Annotated in this window: 7 protein-coding genes; all 7 read left to right on the top strand. The window is 36.8% G+C overall.

What is annotated here, in order from left to right; translation table 11 throughout:
- Positions 1–3 precede the first annotated feature (3 nt).
- The 7 genes from CO230_RS03825 to CO230_RS03800 all read left to right on the top strand — a co-directional run bounded on the left by CO230_RS03825 (position 4) and on the right by CO230_RS03800 (position 15,682).
- Positions 4–2,694, top strand: a complete 2,691-nt coding sequence (locus tag CO230_RS03825; protein WP_228438179.1) for a type I restriction endonuclease subunit R — start codon at positions 4–6, stop codon at positions 2,692–2,694.
- Entirely contained in the window at positions 2,661–2,975 is a 315-nt protein-coding gene (locus tag CO230_RS12325; RefSeq protein WP_228438178.1) for a hypothetical protein, read from the top strand. The genes CO230_RS03825 and CO230_RS12325 overlap by 34 nt, the downstream gene beginning before the upstream one ends.
- A gap of 135 nt (positions 2,976–3,110) precedes the next feature.
- The gene (locus CO230_RS03820; protein ID WP_122027384.1) at positions 3,111–6,158 is read left to right on the top strand and encodes a hypothetical protein; all 3,048 of its coding nucleotides are present in this window, start codon (positions 3,111–3,113) and stop codon (positions 6,156–6,158) included.
- A gap of 9 nt (positions 6,159–6,167) precedes the next feature.
- A complete protein-coding gene (locus CO230_RS03815; RefSeq protein WP_122027383.1) occupies positions 6,168–12,008 on the top strand; it encodes a DEAD/DEAH box helicase in 5,841 nt (1,946 codons plus the stop codon).
- A 20-nt stretch (positions 12,009–12,028) separates the two neighbouring features.
- Positions 12,029–13,279, top strand: a complete 1,251-nt coding sequence (locus tag CO230_RS03810) for an exodeoxyribonuclease VII large subunit (RefSeq protein WP_122027382.1) — start codon at positions 12,029–12,031, stop codon at positions 13,277–13,279.
- A 138-nt stretch (positions 13,280–13,417) separates the two neighbouring features.
- Entirely contained in the window at positions 13,418–14,686 is a 1,269-nt protein-coding gene (locus CO230_RS03805; protein ID WP_122027381.1) for an HAD hydrolase-like protein, read from the top strand.
- The gene (locus tag CO230_RS03800; RefSeq protein ID WP_122027380.1) at positions 14,687–15,682 is read left to right on the top strand and encodes a DNA-processing protein DprA; all 996 of its coding nucleotides are present in this window, start codon (positions 14,687–14,689) and stop codon (positions 15,680–15,682) included.
- Positions 15,683–16,223: the final 541 nt, after the last annotated feature.

Here is a 16,223-nt window from a genome sequence, read left to right as displayed (position 1 = left end):
ACTATGGCAGAAGGAGTAAAAGAATCCGATTTTGAATACGACGTGGTAAAATCTTTGGGCCGTTTCGAAGAATACACGCCTTTAGACCGCTCGTTATACGATAAAGACCTTTGCCTCATTCCGGCAGAGGTTATTGCCTTTGTAAAAGACACACAACCCAAAGAATACGAACAGCTTTCCAAAGAATACGGTGAAGATACAGACCGTAAAATCGTGGAAAATGTGGCCAAATCTATCAACACCAACAAAACTATAAAAATTCTGCGCGAAGGCACCATCAAGGATCGTGGTGTAAAACTGCAGATGGCGTTTTTCAAGCCCAACCACAACCGCACCCCGGAACATTTGGAGAAATATGGCAAAAACCGTTTGGCTGTGGTTCGTCAGTTAAAATATTCCAACCAGAATGAAAATTCTTTGGATATCGTGCTGTTTGTCAACGGTATTCCGGTGATTACAATGGAACTCAAGAACGCTTTAACAGGGCAATACCTTTCACAGGCGATTGAGCAGTACAAAAACGACCGCGATCCACGCGAAAAACTCTTCGAGTTTCAGCGTTGCCTCGTGCATTTTGCCGTTTCTACAGAATCTGTGGCAATGACGACAAAGTTAGAGGGCAAAAGCACTTATTTCCTACCGTTCAACGAGCATTTGGTCAATGTTAATCCCAATGGTTTTGCAACCGCATTTTTGTGGGAAGAAGTTCTTACCAAAGATTCGTTGCTCGACCTGATTCAGAATTTCGTGAATATTCAGGAAAACGAAGAAAAATTTTATAATAACGAGACCAAAAAATTAGATTCTAAAAAATCCAAAGTCCTTATTTTTCCGCGTTACCACCAACGCCGAGCCGTCAACAAATTGTTGTCAGATGTCCGTTCAAAAGGAGTCGGACAAAAATATCTGATTCAGCATTCTGCCGGTTCCGGAAAATCAAACACCATTTCTTGGCTCGCGCACCGTCTTTCAGATCTTTACCAAAATCCTTCCGATGCAAAATCTTTGTTCGATACTACTATTGTGGTTACCGACAGACGCGTTTTGGATAAACAAATCCAGAACAACATTCGACAGTTCGAGCAGGTTCCAGGTGCTGTCGCTTACATTGATGAAAGTAAAACCTCGCAGGATTTAAAAGAAGCCATAGAAAACGGAAGCCGAATTATTGTAACTACTTTACAGAAATTCCCTGTAATTTCAGAAACGGTTTCGCGTTTTTCAGACCGTAATTTTGCGGTGATCATAGACGAAGCCCACTCTTCCCAAGCCGGAGAATCTGCACGCCATTTGCGTAAGGCATTGTCTTTGGAAGAATCCGAATCTGCCGATAAAACCGAAAAAAGCATTGATGTTATCATTGAAGAGGAAATCGCAAGCAAAGGCGACCAGAAAAATATTTCATTTTTTGCATTTACAGCCACACCAAAACCGAAAACAATAGAGATTTTCGGCACTGTTCAGCCGGACGGAACCAAAAAGGAATTCGACCTGTATTCAATGGAACAGGCGATTAAAGAAGGTTTCATTCTCGATGTTCTGAAAAATTATATGTCGTGGAAGCGCTATTACAAACTCGTAAAGCGTTCCGAAGTGGAAGACAAAGAATACGCGAAAAAGAAAACCGTGCGTTTGCTGTCCAATTATGTCGATCTTCAGGATCATGCCATTGAAAAGAAAACCCGTATTATGTTGGAGCATTTTGTTTCGCAGACACAAAAGGAAATTCAGGGCACAGCCAGAGCAATGTTGGTAACCAGAAGCCGTCTTCACGCCGTGCGCTACAAACGCAAGTTTGATGAAATTATGCGCGAAATGAATCTGCCTTATGAAGCGTTGGTAGCATTCAGCGGAACCGTAACGGATCACGAAAATAACACTGAAAATACAATGCAGTCAATGAACGACTTGGAAGGCAGAATTTCAGTTCCTGAAGCATTGAAATTACCGAAATACCGCATCCTGATTGTAGCCAATATGTATCAGACCGGTTTTGATGAACCGCTGTTGCATACCATGTTTGTGGACAAAAAATTGGGCGGAACAAGTTCGGTGCAGACATTAAGCCGACTCAACCGCACCAAAAAAGGCAAAAACACCACAATGGTGTTGGATTTTGTAAACGATCCCGAGAAAATCCAGAAAGACTTTCAGGCTTATTACGGCAGTAATTTTATGGAATTGGAAGATCAGACCGATCAGAACAGCGTTTATGATGTTTTGAACAAAATAGAATCCACCAACCTCATTTACAAAAACGATTTGGAATCTTTTGCAGAGATTTTCTTCCGCAAAGGCGATCATAAAGAGAAATTACAGCCTATTCTTAACGCCATTGTAGAAAAATACAAAGCCTTGCCGGAAGAAGAACAGGAAACGTTTAAATCCGATGCCAACGACTTTATCCGTCTGTATCGCTTCCTTTCGCAGATCATTTCCTTTACCGATGTGGAGTTGGAAAAATACTATGTCCTTTTAACCGCTTTGTACAAAAAACTGCCTTACAAAAAAACAATGTTACCTTTTGAAGTTTTGGAAGATGTGGACTTGGAATCTTACAAACTTCAGCACAATTTTACCACAGATTTACCATTGGAATCCGGCAACAATGCAATGAGTGGTCAAAAACCTGCCGCGCTTCCGGCCCCGATGAAGATGAATTGGAATTACTCACCAAAATTATTAAAGTTCTGAATGATACTTTCGGAATTGATCTTCGTGATGAAGACAAAGTGGATTTCTTCAAGATGAAAGAGAATGTGTATCAGAATGAAGATTTAATGGCCTTCTTCAACAAAAACAATTCAAAAGCCAACATTCAGGACAAGTTCAATGACACTATTGATGACGAACTCTTAAACTTCATAGACGGCAAACTGTCTCTCTACAACAAACTCACCGAAGACCGCGTCAACAAAGAATTTAAACGCCTTTGGTTCAATGAAATTTATGACAGAGCTGTGAGGGGGATATAGAGTTGATTGTCAATAAATGACAATGCTATTTTGGGTGATGAAAGATTTATTGCTAATTTAGTAGAGTGAGCATTTTGATGACTTGTGCGGATGGGTTGCACAGGTCATTTTTACTTTTGAAAAAAATATTTGTTTATGTCATATTTCAACACCCTTCTTGCAGAAAAAAATATTGATAAAAATACATTGCGAAGTTTCCGAGAACTACGCTTAACGGATGATGAGTTCGAAAGATTAAAAGCAGAGATTTGCAATAATACCAGAATTAGTGCACTTGATCCTAGGGACGCCGGTTTGTATTATGCATTTTGGTGGCAGAAAAAGTATTTTGGTGGCAAGCCTTCTAAGCAAAATATATTTAACTCTCTAGGTAACAGCTATTTCAGTTTTGATGCTCAGGATTTTTACAAACACGCAAAAAAGGGAGCCAAGCAATTGGGAATTAAATGGCTGCAGAAACAGAATACCCTTTTCTTTAGAACCCTACTGACGCAAGGAGGTTTACCTATTCGTCATTTAGGTCAAAATTATAACTATTATGATAATTTCCTTAATCGGATTTTGGAGTTAAGACCTGAATCTATTGAAGATTTTGCATATGATCCGGATATCATAGGTATATTGCCTGTGACTTTAAGGAACGAAATAATTTATGAAAGCTGTTTGGAAATTGTTCAGGCTATTTGGAATGAAGATCCTGCATACACAAACATTTTTGCAGAGCAACATCATGTGCAGAGAATAATAAGAGGCTTGGTTACTAAAAAAAGCCGATTGGGAAATGTAGTCAGAAAGAGTTCAATCAAAAGTAACTGGATTCTAACGAAAGAAGAGGATAAATACAGAATAAATTTACAGATTCAGATTCCCAAAACGCTTGAACAGAGTTCACTGTTAGGTTTGTTTCCAAAATTGAATAGTGAAGATCTGGACAAAAGATATTCTTTTTTTGTTGGAGATACTCTGATTGCCGAACTGATTCAAAATATTTCCGGGAATTATAACGCTTATTGGCATAGATCTCAAATTCTTTGGGATCCTTATGAAATTCTGCCCGAAGTATTTATTACAGATAATAAAGGAGAAAAATGGTCCAACACATCAATCATAAATACCTTACCCTCAATTGAAACACCGATGCTTTGGGGTCAGGTAAATGAATATCAGTGGATTTTGGAAAAATCTAACAAAACCAAAGCTGAAGCTGCGCTTGTATTGTTTAGCAATGGCTTTGAAACTAGTAATTATAATTTTATAGAAGTAAATGGGGTTGAATTCAGATATGTTGATTTAAAAAATTCTGTAATTATAAGTAATACAGATGGTGATGTTGAATTTAAGACCGGTCAGCCCTCACTGGATTATATTATTACTGGAGATAAGCCTGATTGGATGCTTAGATCTAATATACCAGTTGTCACAGGTTCTTTAAAAGTTCTGGTATTTGATGAAAATGGTAATTCCTTACCTGCAGAATCTATCATATTCAGAAAAAATAATGATGCTTGGAATGATTATCCAAATACATTACCATTGGGTATTCTTGAAATAGAAATAACAAAAGATGGTATTTCAGAAAGAGATTTTGTTTATAATATCGGTAGATTTTCATTGGATATGAAATCGGCAGATACAAGTAGTGCCGTGCTTCGCTTTGCAGGAGAGAATTTTGGAGTTTCCATAAATGAAAATCCCCTTTGCAATTATAGAATTGGAGAAAACCGCAATATTCAAATTGGATTGAAAGATCACCGCAAAATTCCAAAATCTATAAAATGTAGTTTTAAATTCTTGGCAGACACCAAATCACTTCTGACTGAAATTTCATCTCCATTCAGAGGTCTTGAATTGTTAAATTCAGATGGAGAAATACTTGATGACAAGTCTGTACTACTGCTGAACAATTTATATGGTTTACGTATATTAAATCGATTGGACAGTAGAATTTTTGTCCGATTTAAAAATACATTTAAAGATGAAATAAAAATTAGCCGTTTATGTAATGGGGAACTTATTCCTGTAAACTCCTTCCTGGAAGATTTCAAGAAACTTTTTTTGCTTTCAGATGTATTGAATCCTGAAACTGCAGTAACGTTGGAGCTTTGTACAGAAAATTTTGATGAATCTTTAAGGGTTAAAAAGCAATTTTTTGTTAGAAAATATAGTAATGCTGTATCAAAAGAGTTTGTAGATGGCAGTTTGAGACTAAGATATGTTAGAGATAGCGAGAATGATCTTTTTGCAGTTCCACTGGACTGCAATGCTTCGCAAATAAGTACTCAGGCTTTGGTAAAAGAAGAAAATAATAATTTTGAATTTGGTATGGTAAACCCGGAGATTCAAAAATTTATTTTATTTTCTTCCTCAGACAATACCGAAGAAAGAGTTTTACCGCTTTTTATTTCTGCGAATGAAGAAAATATAGAAACAAGTGATGATGACAGACTTGAAAGAGTCGAGAAACATAAAACAGTACTTTTAAACGAAGCATTTACTGATGAAAGCTGGCAGAAATTTATTAACTATTTTTTCATTTGCAAAGCTAATGACTTACCATACTCCACATTTGACATTTTGAAAACAGTTACTATTTGTCCTGAGATTGCAGCAAAGTCATTTTTCTTTCTCCGAATGTACAACCCAGAAGAGGAATTTTTGTATCAAACTCTGCCAATTTTTGAAAACGATCTAGGTTTTAGCTATCACTGGCTTTCAAGTGGTTCTTGGCATTTAGCAATGAATTGGATAAAAAATCCTAAGATTTATTTAGACGATTTAGGGCAGTTTTTAGGAAATAGTGTAGCTAACAGTAATTTTATGCATATTCCTCTTAATTTTTTTTATGGCACAGGTATGCCAGAATTTGCTTTTCCCCTCGGCTCTAAAATTTATAATTTGCGGATGTCCTTAGGTGCAAGAGTAATTAGTGAAATTCCAACTATTTGCCCTAAAGTTTCTGAAGAATACAAAAACATCATCCCTGTGAATAAAGATAATGCATTCGTGAAGATTCTACTTAAATCACCAGTTGCGGTTGCACAATCAATAAAGGACAGAGATAATGATATTTGGGATAATTCTTTTAGAAGTGATACTGTTCGCCGTAATATTAAGTATTCCACAGATCTTAACCCGGAGTGGTTTACTGAAGCTTTAATTTATAGTTTACAAAAAATGCAATAAGCAATAATCATGAATTTTAATAATTTTTACAACAAGACAGAAAGCCGTTTAAGGGACTCTATTACTTCACTATGGGCTACAGGTGATGGCACGATGCAGAGGTATTTTGATTATCTTTTTGAAAAGAAGCCTCTAATAGCCGAACCAATTTTTCAAAATACTTTTCCTTGGGAACCTTCAGAACAAAAAATGAGTGATTTAACGGATATTTTTGATCCCAAACTTATTGAAGCTTTAGATAAAATCAAGAAAAAAGATTTTCAATTTCCAGCTGACAGAAATCCATATAAACACCAGATTGAAAGTTGGAAAAGACTCTTAAAAGAAAAAAAATCAATTGCAGTTACAACTGGTACCGGTTCTGGTAAGACTGAGTGTTTTATGTTGCCTGTTTTGCAGGATATATATGAAAACTGTAGGAATAACACAGGTGTAAATGCTATTTTTCTGTACCCTTTAAATGCCCTAATTGCAAGTCAACAAAAAAGAATTCATGAATGGTGTACAGCATTACCTGGTATCAACTATGCAGTATACAATGGGAACACATCGGAAGATGCTCCACAAAGCGCTATTACTGAAAGTTTACCTCAATTGATTTCTCGAAAACAGGTTAGGCAATCTCCTCCGCAAATCCTTTTTACCAACCCAACAATGTTGGAGTACATTCTGATTAGAAATAAAGACACAGAACTTCTAAAAAATTCAGAAGGAAAACTAAGATGGATATTATTGGATGAGGCTCACACCTTAACTGGTTCTTCAGCGTCGGAAATGGCACTACTGATAAGGAGAGTAATTGATGCTTTCAAAACAGATATTAAAAGCATTAGGTTTGCTATAACTTCTGCAACTGTTGGTGATGGAAACGATGAACATTTAATAAAATTTATGTCTGATTTGTGTGGGATTGATTCCTCCCAAATCTCCATAATAAAAGGTAAAAGAGTTTTGAATTCTTATGATCCTAAAAGTATTGCTGCATTAGATATTGACAAAGAATTGGTAGATAAGTTAAGAAGTGATATTCTTGCCAAAAACTACCTTAGTAGAAGTAATATTTCCAAGTATTTTCATTCAGATCCAAAAATAAATACTCTTGAATGGGTTGATGAGTTGGCCGAAACAGGTGCGCTTCCGGTTAGAGGTCATTTCTTTTCCAGAAGTATAGGAGGAGTTTTCGTCTGTACAAATCCGAGTTGCAATATACATGGTGCAAATAAACCGGCTTCAGCTCCAGGTACATTCCATACTGTATCAGCAAAAAATTGTGATTGCGGATGGCCTTTATTAGAACTAATTGCCTGCAGATCCTGCGGAAACTTTATGCTCGAAGGTGAACTAAAATCAGACTCGAACAAAGCTCGTATAATTACCCAGATTAGTAATGTCACTCAAGCGGCATTTGACCTTGATGCGGAAGATGATGAAACTAATCGAGATTTAGACCAAGTCGGAAGTAATCGTGTATTGATTATTCGAAATATTGCTGGTCAAAAATTGGCAATTGATGATTGGGAGTCTCTGGGATTTGATATTAATGGCAGAACAAATTCAAGCAGTTCCCATTTTATGTCTCATTTGGGGGCAGAACAAAATTGTCCTTTTTGTGCAGAAAATACAGTTAACCCAATACATTTTAGAATTTCTTCGACTTTCATTAACAGAATACTGTCGGACATACTTTTGGAAGAAACACCTAAAGATGCAAACGTGACAGAATCCATGTTGTGGGATGGTCGGAAATACATTTCATTTACAGACAGCCGGCAGGGCACAGCTAGAATCTCTGCACTTCTTAATATAGACAATGAGAAAAATTGGTTACGAGCAATGGTTTATCATTTTCTTTGTAAGGAGACTAAAGATCATAAACCTGCTACAACCAATAGTTCAGGAGGTTTAGGAACGGAACAGCTGGAACAATTGTTGGAATTTGCGCCAAACGATCAGCTCAGAACACAAATCCAAATCCAGATAGATAATTTACGAAAAGCAAATTCTTCGGTAGGTGATCCTTCAGCTCCTAGATTATCATGGAATCGGTTATATGAATTATTAAGTGGAAAATCTGGCTTAAAAGTACTATTCAATAATAATATTGGTGGTAATTACAACGACGAATGGAAGAATTTCCTGCAATCATTGTTTTTTGACCAATTTGCACGACGAATTCCGCGGGAAAGATCTTTGGAGAATCTTGGAATGGTAAATTTAGTTTATCCCCATTTCGATAAAGCTCAATTACCTGATATTGCAAAAAAACTAGGTATTGATTTAGCCGAGTGGAAAGATTTGCTGAAGATTTCTATGGACTATTTCGTGAGAGCAAATTTTAACTTTCATATCCCGCAGACGGTGTGGAATTATTCTAATTCATTTTTTCGGCGCAGTTCATTAACTAAAGAAGATTGGCCACAGGTAAATGAGAATAGTATCAGACAGAACAGACTTGTATTGTTAATTTGCGCTGGTTTAAATATTACTGAAAAGGAAGAATTAACCGCTGAAAAAGTTGATGAAATAAATGATTTAATTCTAGAATTGTGGAAAGTTATTTCAACAAATATTCTGACTAATGATGAAGGAAGGTATAGATTAAATTTTGAAGAGAAAACGGAATTTGAGCTTGCAACGAAGCTTTTCCTGTGTCCTGTCAAGCAAAGACTTATTGACAGAGCTTTTAAAGGTTACTCCCCTTGGATAACAGGTCGTTTATCAGCTGATAATATCCGACATTTCAAAATAAAAAAGCAAGTAGACTTTCCAATATTCCCATTTCCATTCAATCTCAATAGTGAAAATGTTGTTGACCATAATCAAACATTGACATGGATACGTGAAAACTCTGTTGAGTTGAGAAACAATGGAGTTTGGAATAGTCTTCATGAGAGAGTCATAGATATTAAACCCTTATTTGTGGCAGGAGAACATTCTGCTCAACAGAAAGAAGCAAGATTAAAACAGCTTGAGGAAAAGTTCGAAAGTGGAAAGCTAAATGTACTGAATTGCTCAACAACAATGGAGATGGGCGTGGATATTGGTGGTATTTCTGCAGTACTTATGAACAATGTACCACCAGGTCCTGCAAATTACTTGCAAAGAACCGGTCGAGCTGGTCGACGATCTGAAAACAAATCTTTGGCATTAACCATTTGTGCACCAAACCCTGTCGGAGCGAACGCCTTCAATACGCCTTCTTGGGCTTTGGATCATAAAATTGCACCACCTATGTTGTCATTTAATAGTCCGGAAGTCGTTAATAGACACTTAAATGCTTTTTTCTTGGGAAAATTTATTCAGTCAGATGCAGTTCAGGGTATTAATGTGAACGAAAAGATTGAAGGTTTCTTCACTGGCAGTAATCCATTAGGTTTGCAATTCTCAAATTGGTTGCTTGCGTTATCAAAAGATGAATATAACAAAGAAATTATACAGCTCGTAAAGGGAACGACTCTCTCTGGAAAAGCTAATGCGGTATATATCATAAAGGCAAGATTTAATTTTGAAAAATTAAGTACGAAGGTAGCTGAACGTATCAGAAACTTCGAGACGTCTTTATCAAAAATTGCAGAATCCTATGGGGCAACAAGTCCGGAATATAAAGCCGTGAATTATCAGCTTACTCAGTTTATTGGCAAAAATGCTTTGACTTATTTTGCAGAAGAAGGCTTTACGCCAAGCGCCGGTATTCCTACAGGTATTGTTGATATGGATCTTACCACCGTAGCCGACTTAGGTAAAGGTGGCAATTTTAGAAAATCTAATCCATCTTTCCATATTACCAGAGCTTTAGTAGATTTTGCGCCAGGCAATCAAATTGTTTTAGATGGCTGGAGTTACACATCAGGCGGTATCATTACAAAAAATATTTATGGTAATCAGGCACGTCGGGATATAATTCAGTCATGTAAATCTTGTGGTTTCCAACGTATTGTAGAAAACACTGCTGAAAATGGACTTAATTCACCTTGTCCTCATTGCGGTGAAGAAAATTACACCGGAATTAATTTTAAAAATGCACGTAGTGGGAGATTTACAGAATTGATCGAACCAGTGGGTTTTGCAGTTGATATCAGAGATTCAAAATCTAGAAAAATTTCTGAGTCTTCGTCTTTCAACGTTGTAGAACCATTGTTAATGAATATTAGACCCTGGTCCACCGATGAATCATCGTTAATAGATGTTAGGGAAAGCTCAGATAATGCTGAAATCTTATACTACAATAAAGGAAAAGGGGATGGTTTTGCTGTTTGTTTAAATTGTGGCCGTACAGAACTTTCAGAGGAGCGTCTGGAGAACCATAAACGCTTACGTGGAGGTAAAAACCAAAATGAAAATGACATCTGTGAAGGAAACGAAAATAAATACTCCATAAGAAAGAATGTGATTCTGGGTGGACGTTATCAGACGGACTTTTGTGAAGTAAGAATCAGAGAAAAAAATGGAGAATATAGTAACAACGAATCATTACTGTATTCCTTGGGTGTTATTTTTACAAAAACACTAGCTGAATATTTGGCGATTGAAGAGCAGGAATTAAGTTTTGGTGTAAAACAGTACGATAAATATAGAACAGTTTTTATTTTTGACACGGCACGCGGTGGCGCGGGATATTCATCTCAGTTTTCATTTCATTTAGAATCAATCCTAAATATTGCACTTCGAAAATTGCAAACTTGTGACTGTCAAAATGCTTGTACAAAGTGCCTTGTCGATAGACATACAAGTAAAAATTTACATCTTTTAGATAGAAATCCTGCGATTGAATGGATCATAAGCGCCCTTGATCAAACAATTGCTGAAAATCTGGTTAAGGAATTTCCCGATATTAAAAAAATAATTGGGAATGCAAAAGATGATATTAATAAACAGATATTCAGAAATGCAGTCTCGGAAATATGGTTTTTTGTGGATTCAAAAGTAAACTTTTGGGATCCTGACGATGCAAATTTTATTAACCGCTTACGTAATAAAGTTAACATTAATTTTGTGCTGAATGAGGAAGCGACTTATCAAAACCAGCAAGATAAAATAACATTCGTTAATGTTAACTCTTGGAGCTCAATATTGTTAAACAATACCAAAACCAAAGCTTCCTTACAAAAGATTGCAGTTATTAAGTTAATTGATGGGACAACTTATGAGTATTTTGCAGAAATGTTTGACAATTTATTTAATAAAAATTGGGGTACTGTTACCCAGGGGGCTTCTTTCAGAGTAAAAACAGAAGAACTTCAAAATTTTGACAAAGCAGCAGAACCGTCTTTTGGATTACCGACTTTTGAATTATTTATTGAAGAACAAAATATAATTCACTCTAATGAAATTTCATTACTTGTTGTAAACGAATTAAAAAACAAAGGATTAGATCTAAAGAAAGAAATGTCTGGTAAAAACTTTGAGGTTTCGTATTTTGATAGATATGTGAAATCTCCTTTTTCATCAATTTTGTTAGTACAATTCTTAGACAGCTTAAGGCAAAATCTAAATTTTAATATTGAAAGTTTTACTTTGCATTTTAAAGAATTTTCAGAGTTTTCATATAAAAAAATGTTCTTCAATAACTTCGAAAATTCTTCTGAAAGAAATCAGTTTATAAAGTCATATGCAGAAAATAATTTTGATATTCCGAATGTGGAAGTACTTGAAGAAAAAATTCCGCATTACAGATTTTTTGTATTTAAAGCACCTAATCTTAAAATAATAATAAGACCTGATGCAGGCGTTGAACATGGCTGGCTTGCCAAGAATGCACAGAAATTTGAGGACATCTTCGATGTTGATGTTATTGAAATAAAAAAGGCAGATCTAAATCCTATTCTCTACACCATTTCAATTGACAAGTAACTATTAGAAAATCTTTGGAAATGACAGAAGAAAATATTCTGCAGGTTTATTCACCCGCTTCTGTAATTGGGGTTTTCAACAATGCCCTGCGTTTGCCTCAAACCGTTAGTTTAATCTTTTTGAAAGGCAGATACACTCAAGGACAGGGAAAAGCCTATGCCGGTTATTACTACGATTTCCTGTATTCCGAATCCGATACCACCAGTATCAGCGTAAAGCTATCCGGTATACTTCGCTCCAAATTGGTAAATGGTGAAGTATATATACTCAAAGGTTTTATTGAAAAAAGTGTCAGGAACTCCAGTATTGATTTACGGTTTGCAGCAGAAGAAATAGTACAGCAGGAGGAAAGACAGTTTTCAGAAGAAGATTTAAAAAGATACGATTTAATTCAGGCAAAACTCGAAAAAGGTTCTCGCGACCTGGAAACTTTCATTCGTGAAAAAAAACTGCGTAACGAACCTATAAGAATTGCAAACATCTACGGCCACTCCGCAATAGTTCAGCACGATTTCAACGAAGGATTAAACATCTCTTCCGGTGAATTTGAAATCACCGATTTTACCTGCAATATCACTTCAGCAACTTCCATCCTTCAGAAATTGCAGGAATTGAAGCCATTGCAGTTCGATATTATCGCACTGGTTCGCGGCGGTGGAGACCGCCAGAGCTTTGATGTATTCAGTGATGTGGATCTTGCCAATGAATTTATTAACCTTGAAAGCATCACCATTACAGCCCTTGGGCACACCGTTGACGAAAGTCTGCTCGATAAACTGGCAGACCGCAGATTCCACGTTCCGCACGACTATGGCGATGGCCTTCATAAAATCATCGAGAAGCTCAGAGAAGAAAAATCAAACTCCCGAGCAATCCTGATTGACGAAGTCAAAAAGGACATTACAAAACAGTTTGAAGAACAGGTAAAAACCCTTACGGAACAGTTAGGAAAGAAGAATAAAGAATTCTTTAAATTCCAGGAAGAAACTGCAAAGCACATTACCCAGATCAATGAAAATAATCAGAAGCAGCTGAAAGCCCAGGCAGACGAAACAGCTAAACATAAAGCAGAGATTGCAGCGCTATACGAGAAAAACCTGAAATCCGCCATCCAGTCAGAAACCGCTTTGCTAAATGCAAAAATAGAAGTGGTGAATACAGAAAACACTAGTCTGAAAACTGAGCTCGATAAGAAAAAATCTAATGTCATGGCCTACATACTGTTGCTGGTCATCGGATTAATAATTGGTTTCCTAATTTCTAAATTCTGAACATCATTATGGCAGGATCTGTACAGCATGTCAAAATCCAGTTTCGATCATATTCTCACAACAACTGTAAAGGATTGGCAATCAAAAGCCATAGGTCTCTCCTAGCATCTGAAATTAAAAATTCACTAGTTTAGTAGCATGCTTATTCTTCTGGACCTTGACGGTACATTAACCGATACAGCTCACGAAAACTTCAAACCTTATAAAGATGGTTTGAATGATTTCGCAGTGAGCAGTATTCCCTTGTTCAATGGGGCGCAGGAGTTTATTCGTCAGCTGGTAAATGATGGGCATACGCCGGTGATTGTTTCAGATAGTCACCCCAGATATGTAAACAAAATTGCTGCAGAGGTCTTCAATATTCCGGCAGTAAGTCTGACTGATAAGCCAAATACAGACAAAACGCTAAAGTTTATCGGGGAAAATCCATCTTTAAAAACACAATTCCTAAATAAGGATGCCTGTCTTATGATAGGTGACAGCTGGTTAGATATTGAACTTGGTAGAAGGCTTGGTATGAGTACCGTCTTAACAGATTTTTATAAAGCATCGTCAGTGGAAGAAAGAGACGGCATCGGCCAGTCATGGAAAGCCATAAAAATGGGTCCAACATTTTACGCTACCAATTATGAAGATATTCAGAATATAATTAAAAACCCTTTTCTCAATCTTTTGGCTGTTGAAGCTGCTTTTCAGAATGTGGATTCGGAAAAAATGGTGAGATTTATGTACCGAAAAAGTGCTGAAGGTTTTATAGCATTCAGATGTTTGGCTCGTCAGGAAGATGGAGAGTGTGACCGTTTTTCCAGGGCGGATAAATACTATCAAATTGATAATCCTGACAGATCAGATGAGTTTCTAAAAACACTCTCTAAAGGAATTTCTAATTATTTAAATCTTGTGGAACGATTTCCGGAATATCACTGGGATTATTTATCTTATGTTTCAGACAAAAAAACTACAGTTCCACCGAACAAAATGCAGGAAATTTTTGACATGATAATATCCAAGACACCAAAAAATAAGCTGTTTGAATGGTCAGGAGATGTTGAAGGAAGCTTAAGAAATAAAGCCAATTACAAAGATAGGCGTGAATTCATTTCAAGATACCTACAAATAAACTCTTCCGTTGAATTACAGGGTAAAAACATTATTGTAGTGGATGATCAGTTTACATCTTCAGCTACGGCGTGGGAAATTTGTCACCAGTTAAGAGCAAAAGGGGTCAAAAATATCTTGTTTATTGCCTTTTTTTACCTCATTAGTCCGATAGTTAGTAAACCATGCCCCAAATGCGGTCTCCCTTTAAAAATTAAAGTCAAAAGAACCGAAGGTTCAAAATTCTATTCATGTCTGCCGGCAAGGTTTGGCGGTAATGGCTGTGGTCACATTGAAAATATTAACTAAATGAAAAGCAATACTCAACTGATTGGTTTGTTGGCAGTTTCTTCCTTAAAGGGAATTGGTCCCGCCTTTATAAATAAATATATAAATACATCTCATTTTGCCTCGGATAATCTACTGGATGAAATCGAAAATATATTGACTGTAGGAAAAAAGACATTTGATGCTGACGAGGTTAATTTTCAGATCGATAATGCTTACAAAATTTACAGCGAAACAGCAGAAAATAACATTCAGGCTGTGTCCATTTTTTCCGATGAATATCCTTTGCAGCTAAAAGCCCTCAAAGATGCACCACCGGTTATTTTTTTAAAGGGCAACTTAAAAAATCTCCAAAGCAATACAGTCTGCATCATCGGAACAAGAGGACCGAATGAGATAGGAAAAGAAATTTCTAAACGGGTGGGAAGGTATTTTTCAGAAAACAAATGGAGTATATGCAATGGCCTTGCGGAGGGAATTGATACTTTTTCAATAAAAGATGGTACAAAGTATTATGAGAATGTGATCGGTGTTCTTGCAGGGGGGCTGAACTACAATTCTAGTAAAACACTACTTAAGTCTACAGTCGCAAATGCCGAGAAAATCTTGGAAAACAGTGGGCTTCTGATATCAGAAATGCCCATAAACAAAAAAGAGGATACATTCTCAGTAGTAAAATCCTGCAGAATCCAAGCCGGAATGTCACATGGCCTCTTGCTGGTTCAAAGTTCACTGACCGGTGGCTCAAAATACACAGTAAAAGCATTTGCTGAACATTATCGGCCGTTAGCGGTAATCAATCCAATCGGTGATGCTGATGCCTTACAGTTTTACGAAGCAAATATTGAAATAATTCATAATTCCAGGAAGGGCATTACTGAAATGACAGAATTAAAATCTGAAAAAATAGCAATATCGTCTTTTCACACAATTAAATCAAAAGATGACTATGTTTCATTTGAAAAATCAATGCTTGAAGCAAAAAAAAGCGCGGAAGGCAACAATACCTTATTCTAGTTACAAAGCTATTATGGTATTGAACTTAGCCAGTATTCGGCTTAAAATCCCCACTCTGCCACAGCAAATAACATAATTGCAATTATAGTCAATTTGCCATCGCAAACCGTTGCCCTCCACTCCGCTCCGCTGCGTTACGTGCAAACCAGCACCATTATCACCTATAATTGAAAATTATGCTAAATGCTTTCCTTTTGTCTGTGCGAAGCCCACACAAGCCACCGCCTTCCAGCCGCCAGGATAGTTATAATTTAGAAGTCTATTTTCCCAATCCACTGCGCTACCCGGAAAGTACGGTTCTAAAATAGCCAAGTGCCTGCAGTCCACAGCCTGTACCAAATTCAGTTTCTGAAAATACAGGTAAGTCAACAGGCTATGCACTTCAGCACCGCGCACAGCAGTATTCTGGGCAACAAAAAAATGCGTAAGCCATCGCTTTCCCTTTGCCCCCCTCCAGCACCATCACGCATTTTTTCCATTGCCCTCCATACCGCTGTCTTTCCAGCTCCTTTAGTACTTCTTTATCGCAATGGAGTTGCCG

This window comes from Chryseobacterium sp. 6424 (assembly GCF_003692615.1).
Classification (GTDB): Bacteria; Bacteroidota; Bacteroidia; order Flavobacteriales; family Weeksellaceae; genus Kaistella.
Note: the sequence above shows the minus strand (reverse complement) of the source record. Positions and strands in the feature narration are given on the sequence as shown.